Origin of the sequence: Agrobacterium tumefaciens, assembly GCF_017726655.1 — a bacterium.
GTDB lineage: Bacteria > Pseudomonadota > Alphaproteobacteria > Rhizobiales > Rhizobiaceae > Agrobacterium > Agrobacterium tumefaciens_B.
In genome coordinates, this window is the sequence record NZ_CP072309.1 from 848,550 (window position 1) to 872,475 (window position 23,926).

Genomic DNA, 23,926 nt, shown 5'->3' on the forward strand with positions numbered 1-23,926 from the left:
CAAACCGTGGATGCAGCGAAGTGGCGAAATTATTCAAGGAGGGAACGCATGGATCGCTGGCAAGCCATGAAAGTATTCGTAAAAGTCGCGGAAGCGGAGAGCTTCGCGGACGCTGGACGTCAACTCCACATGAGCCCTCCGGCCGTGACGCGCGTTGTTTCCTCGCTAGAGGATATCATCGGCACTCGTCTTCTAACGCGCACCACTCGATCCGTGAAGTTGACCGAGTCGGGTAACAGGTATTTCACCGACTGCCAGAGGCTGTTAGCGGATCTTGCAGACGCCGAGGCGGCAGCTGCGGGCGCATTCGCGAAACCCACGGGGACACTCTCTATTACTGCCTCGTCCATGTTCGGCACGATGTTCGTCCTACCTGTGGTCACCGAATACCTGGATGAGTATCCCGATGTGATTGGGCGGTGCCTGTTCTTGGATCGCGTGGTAAACATCGTTGATGAGGGTATTGATGTTTCGATACGTATTGGCCACCTGCCGGACTCAGGCTTTTCCGCCATTCGAGTTGGCTCCGTGAAGCGTGTGATCTGCGGATCCCCTGACTATTTCGATCAGAATGGCGTTCCTCTCACGCCCTCGGATCTATCTCGTCACAGGATTGTCGCTTCAACGAGTGCGTGGTCATCATTGGAGTGGCGTTTCGGTTCTGAGCAAAAGACGGTCGTGCATGTGAGCCCGCGTCTTTTTACAAGCTCGAACGAGGCAGCGATCGCCACGGCGGTCAAGGGATGGGGCCTCACCCGCGTGCTTTCATACCAGATTGCCCCGGAACTCGAACGCGGCCAACTTCAGACAGTTCTGGCTGATTATGAGGAAGAGCCGCTGCCTATTCACGTCGTTCACCCTGACGGCCGTCACGCCTCGGCAAAGGTGCGAAGTTTTGTAGATTTCGCCGTGGCAAAGCTTAGGGCGAACCGGCATTTCAGCTGATTCCTTTTGGACCGCGCGTTGCCGCGCGGTCGCCGTTCTCAAACCGTCTGGGTATCGGCCAGATCTACTTGGCCGCCTTTTCGATGATTTTCACGACTTCGGCCGGGTGGGAAACCATCACGACATGGGATGCGCCACTCACAACAACGGTTTCTTTAGAGGATGCCCGCTCGGCCATCCATCCCAATGCTTTCGCTGGGATGTTCTTGTCCTTCTCACCATAAATAAAGTAGGAGGGAATTTCCTTCCATGCCGCACCTGGCGCCGCCTCAGTAAGGGCCGACAGCGTTACAGGGCGCTGTGTATCGGCCATGAGAGCGGCGACAGCTGCCGAGACGTCGGCGGCAAATTGACCATGGAATTTTTCTTTAGCAATATACATATCCTTGCCGCCGTCTGCCAAGATAACTGGTTCGTCGAGCGTCGGCTCCAGCGTGCTACCGGGATACTTAGCGCTAAGATCCGCGGCTGACTCGCCGATGTCAGGTGCGAAGGCTCCAACAAAAACCAACGACTTGACGTTCTTCGCGCCGACGGCGGACGCGCTGATGACAGCACCCCCATAGGAGTGGCCCACGAGAACCACCGGCATTTTGATGCTTGAAATGATCCTTGCAACATAATCGCCATCAGTTTTCACGCCTCGAAGGGGATTAGCAACAGCAACGACTTCGAAGCCGTCCTCGTGCAGTCTCGAAATCACCCCATTCCAGCTCGAAGCGTCAGCGAAGGCGCCATGAACTAACACGACGGTCGGCTTGGGCGATTGTGCGCCGGCCGACGCTGTAATAGCGCCTGCGATAATTGCCGCGGACAGTACCTTCTTGATTGTCAGCATTTCGATCTCCTTCTTGAAGAGCTATATTTTTAAATTTGGTCGTAGCCGTTCCCACTGAGTAATCCGCAGTGTTCTACAGTTGTCAGCGGTCAGAGGGCGAGCTGTAGCGGGCTGGCATCTGCAATGTCAGCCTGTGCGGGGTATGCACTGCAAATGAGGACCTCCTCATCTCCCACTGCAGCCTGAGGCGGCGTTTTATAGGCCACTTTTCCCTTTACCATCCGGGTAGCGCAGGTCCCGCAGGTTCCTCCTCGGCAGCTGTAATCCGGGGACAATCCTTCAGCCTCGGCAAGCTCCAACAACGTGCCACTTCCGGGACGCCACAGTGCCTGCTTTCCAGATTCCGTGAAGAAGACGGGGACGTCATTTGTCGAGGGAAGAGCGCCTACAGCGGTCACTGAGCCGATATCTGGGCGACGCTTGACCGAAGCCGGGCCAAAGCTTTCGGCGAAGATCCGTTTGTCTGCTACGCTAAGGGACCGCAACCCGTCGTAAGTGTCTTGCATGAAAGCGGGTGGACCGCAAAGATAAAAGTCGAAGTCCCCGAATGGCAGGACCTTTTTCAAAAGAGCGATGTTTATGCGGCCGATTTCATCGTAATCAACGTCTTTGACGGCTTCTTCTTGAGAGGACAGCACTCGCGTCAACGAAACAGCGCCATCACCCTGCGAGACCAGATCGGCGAGTTCATTTGAAAAGCCCTGTTCCGCCTTGCTTCGCGCGGAGTAGATCATCCACGTCTTGCGCATCTTCTGTTTCCGCCGACCTTCATAAACAATGTGTCGTAGCATCGCCAACATGGGAGTGATTCCCACTCCGGCTGCCAATAGAACGGCGGGACGCTCTTCTAGTGGATCAATTGTGAATCCACCAGCAGGCGCGCGCACCTCAATGAGTGAACCGACACCCAATTCGTGCAAATGTTGGGAGACCCGCCCCTCTCTTTTTACGCTTATCCGGTAGCCAGCGTCTGACGGCGCAGCCGAGAGCGTGTAGGTTTTGATGACGGGATCTTCATCACCCCCAAGTAGGACACGGATTGGAAGATGTTGTCCTGCCTTATGGGGGATCAGTCCCGCACCATCACTTGCCGAGAGGTAAATTGACCTGATGACTGAACTTTCATCTACAACCCGATCAACTTTGAACGGCCGCCATGTCTTAGCGAGTTCCGCGGCTTTCAATCGTTCACTCGCTTGGCTCCAGTCACCTGTCATCGTTGAGAACGGGCTCTCGCCTCCATCTCTTGTACTCCAGCGGATGGGCAGTGCTCCGCGGCGTCTTACGATACGCTCTGGGCGAAAAGTCCAAAGCCTCTCTGCGCCCTGAAATGCGGCGATTTCAGGTGAGTTCAGAAGAACCTCTGCCCGTCCGCTCAACTGGAGGACGTCACCTGTATGGGCGTCGAGAAACGTCAGGCCGGCGCGGCCATTCAGGGCAATATTTCCAAGAGTGTTGAAGAAAAAATTCCCGTTGAAGTCAGGGATCGTGAAGAGCCCGTCAGCGCCTACCCGGACGAAACCCGGCTTTCCTCCGCGATGAGACACGTCGACCTGGCGGTCTCCTCCAACGTCCGCATAAGAGGCAACGAAAAAGGTATCGGCCAGGCCTATTAGAGCTCGAGCCTCATCGTTGAGACCATCCAGAGCCTCCACAACCGGTTCGAAAGCGGCTGCCGGATCACGCTCAAAGTGGTGATCACGATACTGGATATACCTCGGGCAATTTCCATAGCTATGGTTCACTTGCAGATCAAAACCGGCTTTGGTGTGCCGACGGATATTTCCGTTGAGCCGGTTTCGCCTGCGTGTGTGAAACTCGATGCCAAGAACGCCTATTGGCGCACCTTCGTGGGCACCTCCAAATGCGGGATCGGACTGATCAAATTGGGTACCAATGCTGAGCGTATGCTCATCGCTCGCCCTGAGAAATCCTGGATGCCCGGTCAAAAACGTTGCCCACGGATGGCCGTGACGGTCAACGGCACCAACGACCAGGAAGGGAAGTTGAGGATAAAACTTTTGATGCTGTTCTATCAGACGACTTCTGATGAAGCGGCGTCCTACGTCGTGCATCTTTTCCATGACCCCGACGGACGACTGGATTTCAATCTCGCCCTTGTGCCATGGCGCTTCCGCCAGTTCGTAAACAATCTTTGCATCAGCCGCCATGGCAGTCTCCCAAGGGTGCGTTAAGCTGCCAGACCAACCGGCGTCTTCCCGAATTCGACGAAGCCCGGAAGAGACTCGACACGTTCGAGCCAGGCGCGAACATTGGGATAAGCGGAAAGGTCTACGTTGCCCTCAGGAGCACGTGCCGTGTAGCTATAGATCGCGACATCAGCAATTGTGGGACCGTCAGACACAAGCCACCGACGGGTAGCAAGTTCCTGATCCAAGACCGAGTAGAGCGCGTGAGCACGTGCAATGACTTCGTCTGCATTGTACTTCGCACCGAAGACGGTAATCAAGCGGGCGGCGGCGGGACCAAATGCAATCTGTCCTGCGGCAACGGAAAGCCAGCGTTGGATCTGAGCAGCGCCGGTCGGGTCCTCAGGCAGCCAGTCGGACTTTCCAAGTTTCTTTGCAAGGTAAGTGAGGATGGCGTTAGAGTCCGAAATTACCGTCTCGCCGTCTACAAGGACTGGAACCTGACCGAAAGCGTTCATTTTGAGGAATTCTGGGCTTTTGTGCTCTCCCTTCGCCAGATCAACGTCTATCAACTCGAATGGCTGATCAACAAGGGAAAGAAAGAGGCGAGCTCGGTGTGCATGGCCGGACAAGGGATGAAAATACAACTTCATGACGATTTCTCCAGTTCGAGCAACTCCTTATGAGCCACTTCTGAGCTCCAATTTGCGCAGGTCGGCCCAATCAATGAAGACTGTTTTCACGGAAGTCAGTATTCCACATTTGACAAGCAATTGACGTGGTTATGCCTGTCCGGCACCTCGGCAAATCGTTTGCATAACGGCTGGCTCCTCAGGCCGGGGGGCAATCGACAACGCATCAACCTGGCAATTAGCAATTTGCGAAGATAGGTCACGCTCACCTCGCAAGAAAGTCGCCTGTACGCGGTCATCGCTCAGCTTTTGGACCCGGTATTCACCGCGAGACGAACAACTTTCCAACCGACGATACAATCGTATTGTGCATAAAAAATATTTCTTTGCATAAAATGTCTTCATGTGTATCTTCTAGTCAACGAGGATGGAGGCAGATGAATGACTGCGAGCAGAGCGATGGAAATAGATTTCAAGCGGTTGGGGCCCCCTGCGGAAGCGAAGCTTGTGATTGTAGGGGGGCATGGCGGCATCGGGCAGGTGCTTGCACTGCGTTGCCTTGAGGCAGGAGCTAAAGTAATTGCGCTTGATACGCCGGCAGCCATTGAAGAGCACCCACTTCCGAAAGGCGTTATCTCGATACCTGTGAATGTTCTGGAGCTCGCTCAGATTGAAGAAGCGGTTTCGTCCGTCCTTGAGCAATGGAATGAAATCGACGGCCTCGTCTACTTAGCTGGCGTCGGCGAAAGACCGACGCCTGTTTCCAAATTTGGTTTGGATCAATGGGACTTGGCGCAGGACATCAACCTACGAGGCGCTTTCCTGGTGTCAAAGGCATTTCTACCTCTTCTGGCCCCGGACAGCGGCTCGATCGTTTTTATATCGTCCGGCTTGGCGATTAACGTCGAGGCCGGGTTCGGTGCATATAGCGCGTCGAAGGCTGGCTTGATCGCTTACGCGAAGGTCCTAGCAAAGGAGGTCGCCCCGAACCTCCGGGTCAATGTTGTTGCACCTGGACTGGTACAAACGGCGTTCCTCGCTGGAGGTACCGGACGGGGAGCCGCCGGACCAGCAACACTGGAACAATGGTTTGGTGAGGACGGCGCAAAGGCGATGCGGGCAGCCATTCCTCTCGGCCGGGTTGCAGTACCCGACGACATCGTAGCTCCCATCCTCTTCCTCCTCGGTTCGGCGTCTCGCTTTATGACGGGTCAAACCCTGCATGTGAACGGTGGAAGATATCTGCCTTAGTCAGCGACAACATTGACTGGAGAACATTATGCAAAAAGAAAAAGTCATCATCATCGGAGCAGGACTTGGTGGAGTCGCATTGGCAATTGCACTCATCCAGAAGGGCTTCGCGGTTGAGGTCTATGAACAGGCGCCGACGCTTGGAGAAATAGGCGCTGGCATCCAGGTCAGCCCGAATGCGTGCCGCGTTTTGACCTCACTGGGCGCGCTCGAAGAAGTGAAAAGCTTGTCCGCACGTCCGTCAGAGTATCGTTTCCGCCTGTTCGAAAATGGCGAGACCCTGCAGACGATCCCACTCGGCGATACATTTTTAGAACGCAATGGGTTCCCTTACCTCACGATTCACAGGGCAGACTTGCATCGCGCGCTGACCAACAGATTGAGCGCGATTTCGCCTGAGGCAATGCACCTCAATTGCAAGGCAATCAGCATCGACGAAACCGAGGGTGGCGTTACCGTAGAGTTCGACGGCGGGCACAGAGCGAAGGGCGACCTGATTGTTGGTGCTGACGGCATCAAATCAATTGTTCGCAAGCAGGTACTTGGCCCTACATCGGCAACGTACACGGGCGACCAGGCTTGGCGTGTAATGGTCGAGGCAAAGTTACTACCGGAACAACTGCGACCTAAAACGGTAGATATTTGGGTCGGGCCTGGTCGTCATGCTGTCGTCTATCCGTTAAGGGGCGGCGAAATCGTCAATTTTGTCGGTCTGGTGGAAGATGAGACTTGGGAAGATGAATCCTGGGCAGCCAAACGACCATGGACGGATCTTAAGGCTGATTTCTCAGGCTGGAGTCCGGAAATTCAGGCAATCCTCGATGTTGCTAATCGCGACGAGTGCTATCGCTGGGCCCTGAATATCCGCCAGCCGATGCGCGGTTGGAGCACACGGCGCGCCGTGCTGCTAGGAGACTCAGCGCATGCGACGCTGCCTTATATGGCGCAAGGAGCAGCCATGGCACTGGAGGACGCTATCATTCTCGCAAGAGCGCTGGAGATGCCCGGGTCCATCTCAGACAGGTTTGACGTTTACGAGGATGCGCGCTTCGAAAGGACGTCCAAGGTTGTTCTGGAATCGACGGCGAATAGAACTCTTTTCCACCTGCCGACTGCTGACCAACTTCGCGAGGGGTTTCGCTCACGTAATGTGGGTGCAGAAAGGAACTCGTGGCTATATTCCTACGACGCGACGACGATACCGCTAAGGACCGTTCCAACTGCGCAGCTTGCGGAATGATCTAATACGTCACCTTTGATGCAACGCGTCTGGCGCGAGACATATTTTGATTTTGGGAGGGGCAAAGCCCCCAAGCCGGTCGATGGTTGTTTCATTAAAGCAAACTCGGCGCTTGGGGACTCGGCCGTCCGGACTGGCAGTTGATCCCCAGCGAGTAGAAAGCCGGTCGTTGCGAACGGTGGATCCACGGAACATCAAGTAGCACGCCGCTAGAACTTCGTTCTGCCGCACATCAGCGTCAGCATCGCGTATCGATCAAAAGAAGATTGGTCTTAGATATTCGACTATACGGCGAAGAATAGCCCACCAAACCATGGAGCCGAAATGATTAAGCTTTACGGATCAGGCAGCCCAAACGTCACGCGGATATTCATCGCTTTGGAAGAGCTCAGTCTTCCCTACCACGCACACGGGATCGATATCTTTGCGGGACAACAATTTGAAGATTGGTTCGGGCAATTAAATCCAAATCGCAAAGTTCCCGTCATCGTTGATCGCAGCGATCAGGCAGATGAGCGAACTATCTTCGAATCCGCCGCCATTTTGATCTATCTCTCCGAGAAAACCGGAAAGCTTTTGCCGACCTCTGGGCAAGAGCGATACGAAACGCTTCAGTGGCTTGCGGTCCAGGTTACGACTGTTGGCCCTATGATGGGCGAGTATGTTCACTTCTCCCGTTATGCACCCGAGGCCTCGTCGAGCTATTCCCTCGATCGTTACCGCACACAGGTGCAGCGGGTCCTCGGTGTGCTGGATAATCGGCTAGAGGCGCGCGCCAATCTCGCTGGTGACGACATAACGATTGCCGACATTGCTCTTTTTCCATGGTGTAGGAACCTCTCCACGCTTTTCGGTGAAGACTACGCCAGCACTCTGACAAATATCAATCGGTGGAGAAATGAGCTTTCACGCCGTCCATCTGTCATAAGAGCTCTGGCAGCTCAGGACGACCTTCGTCAGAGATTGACCACACCTGAACATGCTCAAAGCGCTGTGCTCGACCGTCTCTTCGGGCGTGGCGAAGTGGTTCACAACTGACTAGAAGTCCTCGCCAACTTCGCGATGGCGTCCTTGCAGCCGCGCGCACTGCCATGAATATTGCTCTCGATGATGGTGGAGGTTGCGTCCGATTTGATCTCTACGACACATTTGTGGCGGTGCTGCTTCATCAAAACGCCTTCGGTCTCGTGTACAACGGGACGCCCATCCACTGTAAGCGGCAACCTGAGACCGTTCAGCGCGTGTAATTCCAGGGCATGAGTGCATCGAGATCGCTGCTGGGCCAACCATTGGCTATGCGCTCGAGTGTTTGGGTGAGCCAGGCCTGCGGATCGACATTGTTCATTTTCGCTGTTTGAAGGAGCGTGGCGATTGTTGCCCAAGTCCTTCCACCGCCATCGCTGCCGGCGAAGAGGCTATTCTTTCTGGTAATTGTCTGGGGCCGGATTGCACGCTCGACTATGTTGTTATCGAGCTCGATGCGGCCGTCGGTGAGAAAGCGCTCGAAGATGGAGCGACGCGAGGTGGCATAGCGGATCGCCTCGGCCAGCTTCGACTTGCCAGAGATCCGCGGTAGGGTCTTCTGCCAGAGGGCGAAGATCTCCGTGACAACCGCAGCAGATGTCGCCTGGCGCGCGGCGACACGGGCGTCAGGGCTTTGCCCGCGAGCCGTTTCTTCCACCTGCCAGAGCTTCGCCATCAGTTCCACCGTCTCGGTGGCGATCTTGGAGCTGTCTGAGGCGTGGAGCTCGTAGAACTTGCGCCTGCTATGGGACCAGCAGTAGGCCAGCATCACGCCGTCATTGCCTCCGTCAGATCTGGCAAGCTTGTTATAGGCACCATGTCCGTCAACCTGCAGAATACCGCGATAGCCATTCAGATGCCGGGCGACCCGATCGCCAGCACGGCTATCTTCGAAGCGATAGGCAACCATCGGCGGGCTACTGCCACCGAAGGGTCTGTCATCGCGGGCATAAGCCCAAAGCCAGGCCGTCTTGGCCGATCCGGATCCGGGCGCGAGTGTGGGCAACGTCGTCTCGTCAGCGAAGATACGCTCAGCCTTCTTGATCTCGGCGAGGATGTAGTCGGCCAGGATATCAAGTTCAAAGCCGAGCTTGCCCATCCATTGAGCCATCAGCTTCCGGTCAAGCTCGACCTTGTCGCGGGCATAGATTGCCTCCTGCCGATAGAGCGGAAGGCCATCGGCATACTTCGAGACGGCGATTTGGGCGAGAAGCGCTTCCGTCGGAATGCCCGCCTCGATAATGTGCGCGGGTGCGGCGGCCTGAATGACGCCGTCTTCATTTTTGAAGGCATACTTCGGTCGGCGTGTGACGATGACGCGGAACTTCGCCGGCACGACGTCAAGTCGCTCCGAGACGTCTTCCCCGATCAGCACCTTCTGTTTGCCGACGTGTTCGGGCAGTTCATCCGGCTCGATCACCACTTCGACCCGCTCCAGATGAGGAGCAAAGCCCTTGCGCGGTCTCGGCGGACGCTTTTCGGTATGGGCGGCACCCTTGTTGACCTGGGCTCGGATCGCAGCGATGCCGGTCTCGATTTCCTCGAAGACAAAGGCCTGCTGCTCATCATCGATGCCTGCAGAGCCGAGCTTTTCTGATCGCCGGCCAAAGCGGGCACGATCAAAGGCTTTCAGGATCTGGGTCAGTCGTTCGATGCGTTCATCAGCATCGGCGTTTCTGGCTTTCAGGTCTGCGACCTCGCTCTCAAGAGCATCGGTGCGCGCTGCCTTCTCGGCCATGGCAAGGACCATAGCTTTCAGGGTCTCTATATCATCCGGGAGCTGCAGATCGGGCGGCGTCATGACGTCTACTAGAGCATATTTTGCTCCGGTTTTCCTGCCCTTTTCAGGCGGTTGATTCACTTTGCCGCAGGCATTTACCCAACAATCTCCGGCGGCTTCACCGCCACCGAACGCACCCGTTTCCAGTCCATGCCGTCAACGAGCGCCATGAGTTGGGCATGGTTGAGCTGGACTCGGTTGTGGCCTATCCGCGGCCAGCAAAACTGCGCCTTCTCCAGCCGCTTGGCGTAAAGGCAAACCCCGGATCCATCCCACCAGACGATCTTGATCCGGTCGGCCCGTTTGGCCCGGAAGACATAAAGCGAGCCGTTGAACGGATCACTGCCAGCATCCCGCACCAGCGACAGCAGGCTGTCCGGCCCTTTGCGGAAGTCGATGGGATGGCTGGCCAGGAAGACCTTTACACCTGCGGGGATCATGCTGAGCGAACCGCTCGGATGACACGCTGCAGATGCGCTTCTTCAACATGCCGGCCGACCCGCACGACGATACCGTCAATGTCGATTTCGACGACGGGGTCGGGGTCAGGTGCGACGCTCTGCGGATCAACTGCCGCTGCTAGTCCAGACTCATCACTGCCCAACAGTTCTCTACGCCAGCGGTAGAGTTGGGACGGCAAGATACCGATCTGCCGCGCCACGGCAGACATGTTCACACCGGGCTGACAGGCCTGCTCAACCGCTGTGGCCTTGAATTCGTCGGACCAGAACCGCCGCAACTGTCGCGGCGACCCGTCAAGGCGATCGGGCACCGCCTCGATCATTCGCATCAACCCAAGGCTAGCCGCAGGTCTAGACATAGATCCTCACATTCAAAGAACTCGTATGCCCGAAATACCTTACTCAGCAGCAGACCAGCCAGATGGGGCCTCCTTGCCGCTTACCATCCACTTGGCGGATGATCCGTTTGTTGCTTACCCCAAGGTACTCCTCGGTTTGGGTCATCAACCAGTAGGATGTCGCCAAGCCCTTTGAAATGACGGTGTAGTACGGAGCACCGAAAGCTGCTTCGGCCGTCGCGCGCGACTGCCCATTTAGGGAAACCACTGCACTCGCAATCTTGGCATCATCATCGGTGGCCACTGCGCAGCCGGCCAAGATCACTGAAACCGTCATCCAGCAGCACCCTTGGACGAACTTAGACGTCACTTCATTTCATCCTGTGTGAGAGAGGCGCAAAGCCCGGGTGGCACATTACCGCCGTTTAGGCCCGAATGGCGGCTATCGCTATGAGTGGAGGCCGCTGTCGATTACAGCGGCCCCATCATATCTTCTCTTGGCCTGTTCGACCGAGCGCTTTGATAATTAGTCCCTGAACCTCTCAGGCGTCGGAATGCCCCACTGGTTAGACGCCGCTATTCCAGGCTCCCATCTCTTGGGACGCTGCGGCTTGTCTTTGTGCCAAGGCCGCGGGTCGAAGTAACCGAGCTCCTCGCTGACCATCTGGTCGAGCTCCGCATAGAGCTCCATGATCTGCCCATCAGGTGTCAGATGGTAGATGAATATGTTGTGGCCAACACCATGTCTTCCCGGTCCCCAAATCAATGGGTAGCCGAGTTCGCTCAAGATATCGCACGATTCCTTGATGTGATCCCACCCGCGCGTCTCGAACGCGACATGATGCATTTTGCGGCGCTGGCCTCGCAGGAGATTGATCGTGTGGTGGTCGGGTCCGCAACGGAGAAACGCAAAAAAGTCGCCCATCCAGTCTGACACTTTGAAATCCAAGACATCGACGAAAAACTTCGTGGCAAGCTGGGGATCGAGAACATTGAAAGCAATGTGACCCAACCGATTTGGAGTGACGCCCTTTTGATCATGGGCTTCGACTTTACCCGGCTCCGCGGCATGCGTGATCTCGATCTGGATCTCCTCCGGACCATCGACCAGCACCAGGTCTTCTGTTCCTGGTGCTGAATAAGACTTACGCGTGGCGCGCAACCCCTTTCCCGTCAGATCTTTGAGCACGTCTCCCAGGTCGGTGTCCCGCGAGACATTTAAGGAGACGGCCCGACATGCCGCTTCACCTTGTCGCAGAATGACGGAATGTCGATCCTGAGGGCAAGCGAGGAAGACAGCGCCGTCACCTTTATCGACAACCCTTATCCCCATGACATTCTCATAATATTCGATGGAACGGTTGATGTCGGGAGTGTCGAAAACGACGTGTCCGATGCTGGTTACTTTCATATCAAACTCCTTCTACCGCGAGAGAAAGCGTTGCTGTTGCTAACCTCTGCGGTTGTGCAAATTTTATGTAGTTGGATCAGTGGACGCTGAGACCGATGAGTTGCCCAATCTTGGCGTCATCTCCGGCAAGGGCCTGACTAGCGCCTTGACTGACGATTTTTCCACGTTCAACCACCACGTAGCGGTCGCAAAGCTCCAGCCCGATGTCCGCTCTCTGCTCAACTAGAACGATGGCTAGTGACGCGGATGTGGCCAGTTCCTTCATCGCGACAACGAGCTGTTCCACAACAACAGGGGCTAAGCCCTCTGACGGCTCATCCATCAGCAACAGCTTTGGATTCCCCGCAAGAGCACGCGCAATCGCAAGCATTTGCTGCTCGCCTCCAGATAATTGACTACCAAGATTCGTTGCGCGTTTTGCGAGAGATGGAAAAAGCTCCATTAGTCGCTTTTCGTCCCAGAAACCCGGTCGACAGGCGACACTGATGTTTTCGCGAACGCTGAGGCTTGGAAATACCTCTCGGGACTGCGGAACATAACCAATCCCGAGTTGCGCCCGACGCTGTGTCGATAAATTGGAGATGTCTGTACCGTCAAATATCAAAGCTCCGTCGTGGCGGCGGCAACGCCCGGTGATGAGCTCAAGCAATGTCGTTTTACCAACGCCATTGCGTCCCAATACGGCGATCGATTCTTTTGGCTGCACCGAAATCGAAAGGTCGTCTACAACGGTGGTTTCGTCCCAGCCACCCTTTAGGTTCCTGATCTCAAGCATGAGCAACTTCTCCAAAGCGTTGTTGACCTGAGCGACCTAGGTAGACCGTTCTTACGCGCTCTGAAGCCATGACTGCCTCGGGTGGGCCATTCTCGATGACCTCGCCTTCCGCAAGCACTGTAACCGACCCCGCAAAGCGCTTAACGATCTGCATGTCGTGCTCAATCATCAGCACTGCGATCTTCTCGTCGAGCTTTTCAATAGCGTTCAGCAAAATCGGAACCTCTGCACCGGGAATGCCGGCGGCTGGTTCGTCCAGAAGTAGTACTCTCGGCTCCAGAACCAACGCGATTGCGATTTCCACAAGTCGCTGGCGGCCGTAAGCGATTTCATTAATGGAGCGGGAGGCGTCCGGCGAAAGGCCGAGCATATCGAGCACTCGCCACACCTCCTCGGTTGCCTCTGTGTGTCGAGAAATTGAAGTCAGAAGATGTCGGCTGAGACCGCGGTGCTCGCTGATTGCCAGAAACACATTCTGGAAGACGCTCAATTCCCGAAAAAGGGAGTTGACCTGGAACGTTCGCCCCAGGCCGCTCTTCACTCTCGCAGCAGGGCTTGAGGCTGTCACGTCTTTACCCCCAAGAATGATGGTCCCCGAACTTGGTGCGATGGTGCCGGACAGCAGACCGACGAGCGTCGTTTTGCCCGCGCCGTTAGGCCCGATCAGGGCGTGCCGTGCTCCGACAGGAAGAGACAGTGTTACATCCTTTGTGACCCTTAGGCCCCCATAGTTCTTGCAAAGGCCCTTTGCTTCTAGTGCGAGCTCGATCAATTGGGTTGCCTCCTTGTTTCTATCTGTCGCGGTCTCAGAAGCGAGCGCACCACAGCAGGCGGAAGGGTCCGTTGACCAAGCCCGATCAGGCCATTCTTACCAAAGAGGACAACGAATATTAGGAATAGCCCGATGACAGCCATCCAGTTATATGGATCCCAGTTGGCTGCAAAATCCTTGAGCACCATGTAGACGCCAGCTCCGACAAGGCCGCCGTATATGCTAGCGACGCCTCCAAGAACCAGCATGATGATACCGTTAATGGAAAGCTCGATAGCAAGAACGTCGAGCCCCACGAAGCCGGTAACCTGCGCGGAAAGACTTCCCGCGACGCCTGCCATGAAAGCACTGATCGCATAGACCGTGATCAGGTGGCGCGATACAGGCGCGCCGACCAGCCGCATCCGTAGCGCGTTTTCTCTGATCCCCTGCAATGCCAGGCCAAAAGGCGACGCCACCAGAGATCTGAAGATCACAAACATGATGAACAGCCAGGCCAGACAATAAAGATAACTTGTCTGACCAAAGACCGACCAACGGAACAGACCAAAGACAGGTTCGAACTCGATGCCGCTAAGGCCATTCTCTCCGCCGGTAAGCCAGCTGAATTTATTCGCCGCTTCGAATAGCACTGCCCCGATCGCCAGCGTCATCATCATAAGGGGTAGGCCGGAAAGACGCAAAACGACCGGTCCAACAACTGCAGCAAGTAAAGCAGCCGCCATCGCGCCTCCCAGCGTCGCAGTGATGGGTTCATGCCACCCGGCTAACGAGATGAGGCCAGTGCTGTAGGCTCCGATACCAAAAAAGGCAGCATGTCCGAGTGTTACGATCCCCGCGAAACCAAGAATTAAGCCGAGTGACATTGCGTATAAGCACATGATGAGAACCTGAGCACCGAAAGAAAGGTGATCCGGAAAGATGAAGAAGGCGGCAAGTGGAATCGCCCAGAAAACGATTTCCATTACACCAACACCGTCTGTTGCGGCGGGATTGTAAAATGAAGCTTCGCGTTTCATGCGCTCTTCCCTCTGAAGCCACCTTCCATACGGAGGAGGAGGTATGAAATGAGGAACCCGTAAATCACGAAGGCGCCATAGGTCGGAAAGAAGTATCGACCAGCCGTGTCCACAATTCCGACGGCTATTGACACGACAGCTGCACTTTTCATGTTACCAAAGCCTGAGAGCGCAACAACGATCATGATGATCGTGAGATATTTGAAGGGATAAAGCGGCTCTATGGGCAGCATTCCGTAGCCCACGGCTCCGCCGAAAGCGGCAAGGCCACTCCCCAGCACGAATGCTTTCGAATAGAGGCTCGCAACGTCGATACCGATCGCTTGTGCCATACCCCTATTGTCTACCGCCGCCCGCAAGCGCGCTCCGAAGCTGGTTTTTTCAAACAGAAACCAAAGGCCACCAACGATGATTGCCCCGACGGCGATAACAAAAAGCCTATAGACCTGGACGCTTCGCCCCAAGAGATCGATGTTCTCTTCAAGGGCTGGTGACAGTCGAGATGGCTGCACATTTGGTCCAAAGAAGAAATTGAGCCCTGCGACCGTTACGAACATTAGTCCTATCGTCAAGAGAACCTGATCAAGCTCGCTCGCCTTGTAAATTCGCGTATATACAGCCTTTTCCAATCCCAGGCTTAGGATGGAAATTGCCACTGTCGCGGCCAGAACCGCAGCACCGAATGGAATTGACTGTGCTGTGACGAGGTATGTGCAGAGATAGCCACCTAGAGCTGCGAACGCACCGTGTGCGAGATTGACCACTCTCATCAAGCCCATCGTCACGACAAGCCCGATCGAGATTAGGAAAATCACCATCCCGTATGAGATTCCGTAGATTGCGATGAATGTGAAGGACCTAGCGACGTATTCCATGAACAGCTCCCGTTTGTTGTGAACGTCTGGGCAACATTGGCACCTTCTTCACTTGGGATGGGCTTCTGCCCACGGATTGCCGACCATCTCATAGGTCTTTATGAGTACATTCTGGAGTTGCCCGCCCACATTCTGGACCTGGCGAATGTAAATGTTGTGATTCATCTCGCGTGTTTCTGGGTCGATACGCTTTGGACCGCTTGGGCTTTTCCACTCGTATCCCTTTACGGCTGACATAGCCTTGTCAGGGTCGAAGCTGTCACCTTGAGCTGCAACCATCTTGTATATCAGTTCGACTGCGTCATACGGTGACGCGTTGTTCACGCCCACACGATGCTGCGGCCCAAACTTTTCAGTCATGATCTTCTTAAACGCCAAGTTTTCAGGGTTGCTTAGCGAGCCAGTGTAGAAAATCGCGGAATACACCCCAACGATGTTCGAACCGAATAGCGGTAAATCGGGATCGTCAGTCTCCGCGATGCCGATCACCATCGAATTTTTGTTAACACCTCGCGCCGCCAAGGCATTGAAGAACGCAACGGATGGCGCTCCATTTGGCAGAAATGTAATTACTGCGTCCGGGCTAGAACCAGCGATGCGTTCCGCAAAGGCTGCAAAGTCAACCGTGCTTAATGGCATCCGATCGTGTCCGACGATCTCGCCACCTCGCTCCTTAAACCGCCGAGTGAAAGCCTCCTCGACCTCATGTCCAGGCGCATAATCAGCGACAGCGATATATGCTCGCTTTTTGCCGCTATCGATTGCAAAGTCAGCTTGCGCGTAGGCCGGTTGCCAGATGTTCTGGCCGGCGCGGACAAAATAATCAGACATGCGCAGAAGCTGCGGCGCCGACGACACACTTAGCACCGATGGCGTCTTCGTCTCGCTGATTACCGGCGCAACAGCCGCCGCCTCTGGGGAGAGAAAAAACCCGGTGAGAATGGATACCTTGTCTTTTACAATCAGCTGTTCAGCAAGGCTTTTCGCGAGCGCTGGGTTTGAGCCACCAATGTCTTTGTAGATGAATTTGACATCATGCTCTCCGGCTTTCACCCCGTGCTGGGCGACGTAAACGTCGATTGATTCCCGCAATTGCTTGCCAGCCAGCGCGTAAGGGCCTGAGAACTGGCCGATGACGCCTACTTTGACCTCATCAGCAGCAGCGTAGTTTGCGCTTAAACTAAGCGCCAAGGCCATCGCGGCACGCTTAAACATTTCCATTCGTCCTTCCTCCCGTGAAAAACGCTCCTCAGTCGTTAAGACAAATTATGCACAAAACGATCTTTCGTGCAAATAAAAAGTTAATTTGCCTGGACCTTTCAGGGCGTATTCTGGTGGAATGACGTCAATAATTATTGCCCGGTTGGTGACACCTGTGCGGCGTATCTCAATTGCCTGGGCATATTCCGGAGAACTGAACCAAGCAGAAGCCAACTTTCGAGAGCTGAAACCGATAATGCTGATCATGTTGGGGCCTTTACCGACATCAGGTCCCTCAATCACCGGATTTTCAAAACTTACAGTTTGATATCGCCCGCCAAATCTGGCGACGCTAGCTGCCGCAACCTTGCGATATTCAGGAACAAAATCGAGGCTCCGCTCCTCCAATCGTTCGAAGATCACCCACGCAGGAACTGAAGTTTCATCAATGTCAGGTATCGTTCCTGACTGCTGGTCCAATGCATAAGAAGGTGGGCTGACGTCGATAATCATGGTGCGGTTCGTAACGCCCCCTTCTCGCATTTTGCGCGCAGCCTTGTATTCAGGAGAATCGAACCATCGCTCCGCAGCCTGACGCGAAACAAACTCCTTAACTGCAATCATTTTCGGACCCGCTATCGGGCCCGGGCCTTCAACCACCGGGTTTTGAAAGCTTACGGTTAGATATTTCCCGTGATGTTCAGCGACGCTTGACGCCGCTGCTGTCCTGTACTTCTTAACAAAATCGAGATTGCGTTCTTCGATCCTCTCGAAAATAACCCAGGCTTTCATGCGCTTTTCCTCCTCACTAAGTGTTTCCTTTGCGCATGGGCCTGAGCGATTTCACCGGTTACCGTTTCGCGGTTGGCAACTCAATCTCCATGACATTTTGCGCGGTAAGCTGAATGTGCTCCTTGAGCAAAGCCGTAGCCAACTCGGATTGCCGACCGATCGCGGCCTCCATCAGGCGCTTGTGCTCAGCTGCGGTGTTTCGTGGTTTGGTTCTGTTCATCAGAGAAAAACGACGATATCGCTCCGCCTGATCGAATAAGCTTGAGCAGGCGGCCACGATCCGCGCAGACGACGCTGCCGCGACCAAGGCCATATGAAAATCCTTGTGCCGCTGGGTCCATTCGTCATTCATCTCGTTCTGATTTTGCACCACTTTGGCATCGACCCGCTCGAGACGATGGAAGGCTGCCACGACATTTCCTTCCCACTCGTCGCTTCCATGGGTCACTGACTGTGCAAGAGCCGCCGGCTCAATCACAAGCCGATAGCTCGTGATATCATTGAGATCCGCAACCGACATAGGCGCAGCCCGAAACCCACGGTGATCGTCTGACGTTACCAATCCTTCCGCTACAAGCCGATTCAGGGCTTCACGCAGCGGGCTGCTGGAGAGAGAGTGCTCTCGCTGTAAGACCTCAATACGGAGCTTCTCACCAGGTACGATTTCTCCTCTTAAGATCTTTTGTCGGAGCGTTCTGAAGGCAATTTCTGAAAGTGGAACAGCCCGATCCGCCGTTTCGATATCCGATACTGCGATTTTGAGGTTTTTCTTATCCACAATGCCCATCCGATGTTTTTGTGCACAAACTGTGCTTTCGGTATTACCTGTCGTGGTGTGGCACCGTCAACACTATCTTTCCCTGCACCTCGCCGGCTTCCAGCAGCCGGTGCGCGTCTGCGCTTGCCTCAAGCGGCATGCAAGTGTGGATATCTGCTCTGATGCGTCCTGCGGCGGCCGCTGCCAGGCTGCGCTCCGTGTCATAAGGCTTTTGCCCCGTTGAACCCATGACTGTCAGTTGCTTCATATACAGGCGACTAACATCCAATGGCACGATACCACCACCATGCGAACCAGCCGTCACCAGTCGTCCGCCGCGAGCAAGCGACGCCAAGGCCTTTGGGAACAACGCAGGATCGGAGATGTTTTCATAAACAACGTCTACGCCCTTCCCATCAGTTAAGCGCATAACCTCCGCCTCAAGATCGTCCCTTCGGTAGTTGATGCCAAAGTCCGCTCCCAACGACAAGGCGCGCGCGACCCGATCGTCGCGCCCGGCACCTGCAATGACGGTTGCACCGAGGGTCTTAGCTACCTGAACCCCTGCGCTTCCGAGTCCTCCCGACGCACCCATGATCAAAACTGTTTGGTCGGACGAAAGGCGAGCCTTGTCATCAAGTAGATGGAATGCCATCGGCGCGTGGCGGGAAATGACTGTGGCTTGAGGATAATCGAGGCTGGACGGGATGATGAATGTTGCGTCCGCCGGAACCGTGACGAACTCGGCATATCCGCCCCAGGCGTGCACGCCTAGTAATTGTGATGGCTGCGCACCAGTGGGTGGACGCAAGAATGGCGAGGTGACAACCCTGTCCCCCACCTGGCGTGAGGACACACCGTCACCGACTGCCACAATGACGCCCGAAGGGTCTGCGCCCAACACGTGCGGCAACTTTACGGGTCTGGCGTAACGGCCAGCTCTGACTGCAAGGTCAAGCGTTCGGTTAACCGATACAGCATGGACGGCGACCGTTACCCAGCCGGGACTCGGCTCGGGCTCCGGAACAGTTTCGACTTGCAGCACCTCTGGACCACCGAAGCCACGAATTACGATCGCGCGCATTATATCTCCCCTCTTAAGGCTTAGATTAGATCATGATCGTGCGCAGTTCACCCATTCCTTCTATTCGCGCGCAGATAATGTCTCCGGGCTTTAGAAACTCACCCCGGCTCGTGCCGACACCCGCAGGTGTTCCGGTCAGGATGATGTCGCCTGGCCAAAGCGTTATCTGCCTCGACAGGTCCCTGATCTGTTCGGCGAGTGAAAATATCATCTCGCTGGTCTTTGATTTTTGTTTTGTCTCGCCGTTCACTGAAAGTTCGATTTCAAGATTCTGAGGATCCGAGACTTCGTTCGCCGGCACGATGAATGGTCCCAATGGGCAGGAGCCGTCGAAATTCTTGTGCGACATCCAGTCCATTTTGAAGGGCGATCCATCTGCTACGTCCTGTCTGCGGCTTAGATCGCGAGCAGACAAGTCATTCGCAATTGCATAGCCTGCAACATAGCTTAAAGCGTGATCAAGGTCGGTGTCCTTGCATCTGCGGCCGATAATTGCCGCCAACTCGACTTCCCAATCAACCTTGGAGGAATTGTGCGGCAGCGCCACGGAAGCGTCCGGGCCGGCTATAGCCCTTGGGCTCTTCAGGAAATGCCATGACCGGTCTGATTTTGGACGAATCTGGGAGCCGTTTGCCTTCGCCATCTCTGCGGCGTGATCGGCATAATTTGCCCCTGCGCAGTAGATCGAACCTGGTGCGGGAAGAGGAGCAAGAAGCTGAGCGCGCGACACAGGCTCAGGCGAGTTGGATTGCCTGGACCTGGCTGCCGTGGCCAATCGCTCCATCGCCGCATCCCAATCATTAAGGATTGACATTACTGAGAGGTCACGCTGGTCGCCGGTAAGCGCTACGGCATCGTATACCTCCGTACCGACGAGCAAGCCAGCACGCTCCTGATCACCGGCCCGATACGTCACAATTCGAACACCTGCGGGCTTTGCATCAGCCGCAATCTCCGACCCCATTTGCCCCATCATCACGCGGCCCCTTTGCGAGCGGTTATCTCGCCTTTCTCGACCCTGCGGCGGGTCTCATCGATCGTTGCCTGGATAGCGACAATGTAACTCTGCTTGACCTCTTCGCCGCGCGCTTTCTCCTCTGCAGATCCCGCCGCCACGCCTGGGAAAGTCAGTGCGAACGTGAACGTCAGAAGCAGACCGGATTTCGATTCACTCATGACGTTTGTGATCCAACCTCCGTCGGCAGGTTCGATGCGCTCAAAGTACACTTCGACATCAGGCGTGAAGACAATACGCTCGCGCATTACGGTACCCCGGAGCTTGATCTCCCGGATGAAGCCATCTTCAAATCGCTCAATAATCCGGCAGTCTTCCATCGCCGGCACGAATGGCACCGCATATTCTGCCTTCGATACAAGACCCTGCCACATGGCGTCGCGGGAAATTTCAACGGTCGTACCCGCCGGGTTAACTTCAAACGTCGCTGAGATCGCAAACATACCTACCTCCACTTTGTGCTCAAATAACCATTTTGTGCATAATATTGCCGAACGATCGATTGTCAAGGAGGGTTTGGGTGGATCAATCTTTCTCGCGCGGCAGGCCCGCGACCGACCATCCCCCATCGACCGGTAGAACCACCCCGGTAATGTAAGCAGCCTCATCACTCGCTAAAAAAGCAATCGCGCTGGCGACATCTTCAGCTGAACCGGCTCGACGCAAAGCCGATCGGCCGACCAGGTTTGCAGTCAACCATGGGTCGGACTTCATTCGATCAGCGGTACGTGGCGTCTCGATCAGACCGGGCGCGACCGCCACAACTCGGACGCCCATGGGGCCATAGTCGGTAGCCAATTGGCGCGTCATACCGCTGACAGCGGCCTTTGAGATCGAATAAGCCGCCATGGCGGAGGCACCTGTTTCCCCAAACATTGACCCAACATTAACGATAACGCCGCCCCCCGCCATACGCGATATTGCAAGCCGGCATAGCCGGAACTGCGCTACAACATTGAGGTCTAGAAAATCGGAGAGTTCCTTTTCTGAAGTGTGCTCCGCAAGCTTTCCCCCTCCTCGCGCAGCACAATTGATGAGGACGTCTATCCTTGCGTTCGATCCGATAACGTCATTTATCTTTTCCGTGATAGCAGGATCGCCGATGTCGGCGGCAAGGGTTTGGATTTTCTCCGTGCCTGGCTCTTCGAGTGTGCGTAGCTTCACTAGCTCCTGATCAATCGCCAGTACGGCGGCACCCTCTTTCGCCAGTCTCAACGATGTGGAGCGGCCAATGCCTGAAGCCGCTCCGGTCACTATTGCGCGTTTTCCTTCTAAACCTTTCACCTCACACGCTCCCTGTCTCAGCGGCCCTTTTTGCGCGGCGGGCTTGAACCTCCTCAATCGTAAGCGGATGTCCGCCAGAGGCCCATAAACCGCTACCAATTTCCGTAATCGACATATGGACCGCCGGTCGAATCCCCTCCCCTCCCTGTCGGACAAAGGCGTCCGTGATGTCGGCGATAAGCGCCGTCTGCTGTTCGATCGTGAAAGCCCCTGCAAGATGTTGAATGCTGATAAATGGCATGCTTTCCTCCTACTCGATGATTGTGAACGAGACGCCGTGAACACCGCCATCTACAAGAAGGTCCGTGGCCTTGATGTAGTCGGCATGACCGGACGCCAAGAAGACGGCCGCAGCTGCGATATCGTCGGGTTCCGCAGGCCGGGCGCTCGGCACCTTGGCGATCATGCTCGCTCCAACTGCACGTTGTTCGTTAGTTCCGTTCCAAAACCGTTGGGTTGCAGGCGTCCTTGTCACCCCAGGACTTATGCTCACCGCTCTTATGCCATGAACTGCGCCCTCAGCCGCCAACATGCGTGTCAAACCCAATACACCGGCTTTGGCCGCTCCATGAGCGGCACTTCGCATCGGCAGAAACTCGATATGGCCCGAAACTGACGCCGTATTGATGATCACGCCGCCGCCACGCGAAACTAAGTGCTGCCACACGGCACGGCACGCGACGTAGACGATTGTAAGCTCATCCCGAATTGTTCTGTGCCACTCATCAAGGGTGGACTGGGCAAAGGGGCCGCGGGCATGCAAAGCGCCTGCGTTGTTGTATAGGATATCGATACCCCCGAATTCTTCGATGGCGGCCCGCATCCACCGTCCTGCATCGTCCGGATCAGCTAGATCGAGCGGGTGTAGAGACATCATGCGTCCACCTGCAGCGGTGACTAACTCGACCGTCTCGCTGGCGGCTTCGACGTTCACATCGCATCCCACGACCCATGCACCCTCTTTCGCAAATGCAAGAGCCGCCGCTCTACCTTGTCCTCCCCCCGTCCCAGAGATCATCACGACCTTTTCATTCAACTTCATGTCCATGCGATGCTCCTCCTAGCCAGAAGTTAATTTATGCACAAACAAACGTATTGTGCAATCTTTGGGATGCTGGCATAGTCATGACCGATAGTGAGAACGGTCGAGCGGTTGATCGTTGACAGGCAAACGGAGTTTTCGAATGGACGCCCCTGCGAACTTGAAGCCCATCACGCCCCAAGAAGAGGAAGCTCTGAGGCAACTCTACGCGGACTTCAGCGACGAACATCTTATGCCGCTGTGGACACAGCTTGACGACTTGATGCCGAGGCATCCCTCACCAAAAGCCGTTGCTCATATCTGGAAGTGGGCAAAGCTTTATCCTCTTGCAAAGCGCTCGGGTGATCTGGTTCCTGTTGGCCGGGGCGGGGAACGACGCGCCATTGGGCTTGGGAACCCGGGCCTTGGGGGGCGGCCGTACATCAGCCCAACATTGTGGGCAGCAATCCAGTATCTCGGTCCAAAGGAAACGGCCCCAGAACACCGGCATTCGCAGAATGCATTTCGCTTCGTTGTGGAAGGAGAGGGCGTCTGGACGGTCGTTAACGGTGACCCAGTCCGCATGAGCCGTGGCGACCTCTTGCTGACGCCGGGTTGGAATTTTCATGGCCACCACAATGAGACTGACAAGCCGATGGCATGGATAGATGGTCTGGACATTCCGTTTTCTCAGCAAAATGATGTCGGCTTTTTTGAATTTGGTTCTGAACGGGTCACCGACTACGCGACTCCGAGATTTTCCAGATCTGAGCGCTTGTGGGCCCACCCAGGTCTTCGTCCGTTATCGGGACTGCATGAAACCGTAAGCTCCCCAATCGCAGCTTATAGGTGGGAGTACACGGATCGGGCGCTTACAGAGCAACTCCTACTCGAGGATGAGGGGCAGCCAGCGACCGTTGAGCAGGGTCATGCAGCGATCCGTTATATCAATCCGACGAACGGTGGAGATGTGATGCCGACCATCAGAGCAGAGTTCCATCGTCTGCGCGCCGGCGCCACAACGCCTGCCCGCCGAGAAGTCGGTTCAAGTGTTTTTCAAGTTTTCGAGGGCTCAGGTTCCGTCATACTCGATGGGAAGGTACAACAACTTGATGTCGGCGACCTGTTCGTCGTTCCGTCATGGATATCGTGGTCGCTGCAAGCGGAAACACAGTTCGATCTGTTTCGCTTCTCGGATGCTCCGATCATGGAGCGCCTTGGTTTTGCACGCACGCACATTGACGATGGCGAACGCTAGCCCCT

The 23,926-nt window shown here is 55.4% G+C and carries 26 protein-coding genes; 5 read left to right on the top strand and 21 right to left on the bottom strand.

From position 1 onward, the window contains the following. Positions 1–48: 48 nt before the first annotated feature. The gene (locus AT6N2_RS18075; protein WP_034499869.1) at positions 49–945 is read left to right on the top strand and encodes a LysR family transcriptional regulator; all 897 of its coding nucleotides are present in this window, start codon (positions 49–51) and stop codon (positions 943–945) included. 64 nt (positions 946–1,009) lie between these two features. Here AT6N2_RS18075 and AT6N2_RS18080 read toward each other — a convergent pair whose 3' ends face one another. From AT6N2_RS18080 to AT6N2_RS18090, 3 genes are all read right to left on the bottom strand, one after another. Further along, positions 1,010–1,783, bottom strand: coding sequence for an alpha/beta fold hydrolase (locus AT6N2_RS18080; protein WP_209090565.1), 774 nt, complete (start codon positions 1,781–1,783; stop codon positions 1,010–1,012). A gap of 89 nt (positions 1,784–1,872) precedes the next feature. Next, entirely contained in the window at positions 1,873–3,954 is a 2,082-nt protein-coding gene (locus tag AT6N2_RS18085) for a pyridoxamine 5'-phosphate oxidase family protein (RefSeq protein ID WP_209090567.1), read from the bottom strand. A gap of 20 nt (positions 3,955–3,974) precedes the next feature. After that, on the bottom strand, positions 3,975–4,586 hold the full coding sequence (locus AT6N2_RS18090; RefSeq protein ID WP_076845960.1) for a glutathione S-transferase family protein: 612 nt from the start codon (positions 4,584–4,586) through the stop codon (positions 3,975–3,977). A 420-nt stretch (positions 4,587–5,006) separates the two neighbouring features. On the opposite strand from AT6N2_RS18090, the gene AT6N2_RS18095 reads away from it, so the two are divergent. From AT6N2_RS18095 to AT6N2_RS18105, 3 genes are all read left to right on the top strand, one after another. After that, the gene (locus AT6N2_RS18095; protein ID WP_209090569.1) at positions 5,007–5,816 is read left to right on the top strand and encodes an SDR family NAD(P)-dependent oxidoreductase; all 810 of its coding nucleotides are present in this window, start codon (positions 5,007–5,009) and stop codon (positions 5,814–5,816) included. Between the two features lie 28 nt (positions 5,817–5,844). Further along, on the top strand, positions 5,845–7,056 hold the full coding sequence (locus AT6N2_RS18100) for an FAD-dependent monooxygenase (RefSeq protein ID WP_209090571.1): 1,212 nt from the start codon (positions 5,845–5,847) through the stop codon (positions 7,054–7,056). A gap of 324 nt (positions 7,057–7,380) precedes the next feature. After that, positions 7,381–8,094 carry a glutathione S-transferase family protein gene (locus tag AT6N2_RS18105; RefSeq protein WP_209090573.1) on the top strand — a complete coding sequence of 238 codons (714 nt, stop codon included), beginning with the start codon at positions 7,381–7,383 and terminating at the stop codon, positions 8,092–8,094. 196 nt (positions 8,095–8,290) lie between these two features. Here the strand turns inward: AT6N2_RS18105 and tnpC are convergent, their stop codons facing one another. From tnpC to AT6N2_RS18195, 18 genes are all read right to left on the bottom strand, one after another. Further along, on the bottom strand, positions 8,291–9,880 hold the full coding sequence (gene tnpC, locus AT6N2_RS18110; protein WP_173615942.1) for an IS66 family transposase: 1,590 nt from the start codon (positions 9,878–9,880) through the stop codon (positions 8,291–8,293). Positions 9,881–9,954: 74 nt separating this feature from the next. After that, positions 9,955–10,299 carry an IS66 family insertion sequence element accessory protein TnpB gene (tnpB, locus tag AT6N2_RS18115; RefSeq protein WP_044460335.1) on the bottom strand — a complete coding sequence of 115 codons (345 nt, stop codon included), beginning with the start codon at positions 10,297–10,299 and terminating at the stop codon, positions 9,955–9,957. Beyond that, positions 10,296–10,643 carry a transposase gene (locus AT6N2_RS18120; RefSeq protein WP_158006590.1) on the bottom strand — a complete coding sequence of 116 codons (348 nt, stop codon included), beginning with the start codon at positions 10,641–10,643 and terminating at the stop codon, positions 10,296–10,298. Before AT6N2_RS18120 ends, tnpB begins: the two co-directional genes overlap by 4 nt. 79 nt (positions 10,644–10,722) lie before the next feature. Next, positions 10,723–10,995, bottom strand: coding sequence for a hypothetical protein (locus tag AT6N2_RS18125; RefSeq protein WP_209090575.1), 273 nt, complete (start codon positions 10,993–10,995; stop codon positions 10,723–10,725). Between the two features lie 189 nt (positions 10,996–11,184). Beyond that, entirely contained in the window at positions 11,185–12,069 is an 885-nt protein-coding gene (locus tag AT6N2_RS18130; RefSeq protein ID WP_209090576.1) for a VOC family protein, read from the bottom strand. A 76-nt stretch (positions 12,070–12,145) separates the two neighbouring features. Continuing rightward, positions 12,146–12,844, bottom strand: coding sequence for an ABC transporter ATP-binding protein (locus AT6N2_RS18135; protein WP_209090578.1), 699 nt, complete (start codon positions 12,842–12,844; stop codon positions 12,146–12,148). Then, complete coding sequence (locus AT6N2_RS18140; RefSeq protein WP_209091894.1) at positions 12,837–13,613, bottom strand: ABC transporter ATP-binding protein; 777 nt, start codon at positions 13,611–13,613, stop codon at positions 12,837–12,839. Before AT6N2_RS18140 ends, AT6N2_RS18135 begins: the two co-directional genes overlap by 8 nt. Beyond that, positions 13,613–14,635, bottom strand: a complete 1,023-nt coding sequence (locus AT6N2_RS18145; RefSeq protein WP_209090580.1) for a branched-chain amino acid ABC transporter permease — start codon at positions 14,633–14,635, stop codon at positions 13,613–13,615. The genes AT6N2_RS18140 and AT6N2_RS18145 overlap by 1 nt, the downstream gene beginning before the upstream one ends. Continuing rightward, positions 14,632–15,510: a branched-chain amino acid ABC transporter permease gene (locus AT6N2_RS18150; protein WP_209090582.1), complete on the bottom strand. Its 879-nt coding sequence runs from the start codon at positions 15,508–15,510 to the stop codon at positions 14,632–14,634. The genes AT6N2_RS18145 and AT6N2_RS18150 overlap by 4 nt, the downstream gene beginning before the upstream one ends. Positions 15,511–15,558: 48 nt before the next feature. Further along, positions 15,559–16,731, bottom strand: coding sequence for an ABC transporter substrate-binding protein (locus AT6N2_RS18155; RefSeq protein ID WP_209090584.1), 1,173 nt, complete (start codon positions 16,729–16,731; stop codon positions 15,559–15,561). 45 nt (positions 16,732–16,776) lie between these two features. Beyond that, positions 16,777–17,502: a DUF1330 domain-containing protein gene (locus tag AT6N2_RS18160; protein WP_209090586.1), complete on the bottom strand. Its 726-nt coding sequence runs from the start codon at positions 17,500–17,502 to the stop codon at positions 16,777–16,779. A gap of 58 nt (positions 17,503–17,560) precedes the next feature. After that, positions 17,561–18,280, bottom strand: a complete 720-nt coding sequence (locus AT6N2_RS18165; protein WP_209090588.1) for a GntR family transcriptional regulator — start codon at positions 18,278–18,280, stop codon at positions 17,561–17,563. Positions 18,281–18,323: 43 nt separating this feature from the next. Then, positions 18,324–19,343, bottom strand: a complete 1,020-nt coding sequence (locus AT6N2_RS18170) for a zinc-binding dehydrogenase (protein ID WP_209090590.1) — start codon at positions 19,341–19,343, stop codon at positions 18,324–18,326. 25 nt (positions 19,344–19,368) lie between these two features. After that, positions 19,369–20,319 carry a fumarylacetoacetate hydrolase family protein gene (locus AT6N2_RS18175; protein WP_209090592.1) on the bottom strand — a complete coding sequence of 317 codons (951 nt, stop codon included), beginning with the start codon at positions 20,317–20,319 and terminating at the stop codon, positions 19,369–19,371. Continuing rightward, complete coding sequence (locus AT6N2_RS18180) at positions 20,319–20,801, bottom strand: SRPBCC family protein (RefSeq protein WP_209090594.1); 483 nt, start codon at positions 20,799–20,801, stop codon at positions 20,319–20,321. Before AT6N2_RS18180 ends, AT6N2_RS18175 begins: the two co-directional genes overlap by 1 nt. Before the next feature lie 82 nt (positions 20,802–20,883). Further along, positions 20,884–21,642: an SDR family NAD(P)-dependent oxidoreductase gene (locus AT6N2_RS18185; RefSeq protein ID WP_209090596.1), complete on the bottom strand. Its 759-nt coding sequence runs from the start codon at positions 21,640–21,642 to the stop codon at positions 20,884–20,886. 1 nt (position 21,643) lies between these two features. Beyond that, positions 21,644–21,883 (bottom strand): tautomerase family protein, encoded by a 240-nt coding sequence (locus AT6N2_RS18190; protein WP_209090598.1) that lies wholly within the window; start codon positions 21,881–21,883, stop codon positions 21,644–21,646. 9 nt (positions 21,884–21,892) lie between these two features. Then, positions 21,893–22,690, bottom strand: a complete 798-nt coding sequence (locus AT6N2_RS18195; protein ID WP_209090600.1) for an SDR family NAD(P)-dependent oxidoreductase — start codon at positions 22,688–22,690, stop codon at positions 21,893–21,895. 136 nt (positions 22,691–22,826) lie between these two features. Between AT6N2_RS18195 and AT6N2_RS18200 the strand changes: the two genes are divergently transcribed. Beyond that, positions 22,827–23,921, top strand: coding sequence for a cupin domain-containing protein (locus tag AT6N2_RS18200; RefSeq protein ID WP_209090602.1), 1,095 nt, complete (start codon positions 22,827–22,829; stop codon positions 23,919–23,921). Positions 23,922–23,926 lie beyond the last annotated feature (5 nt).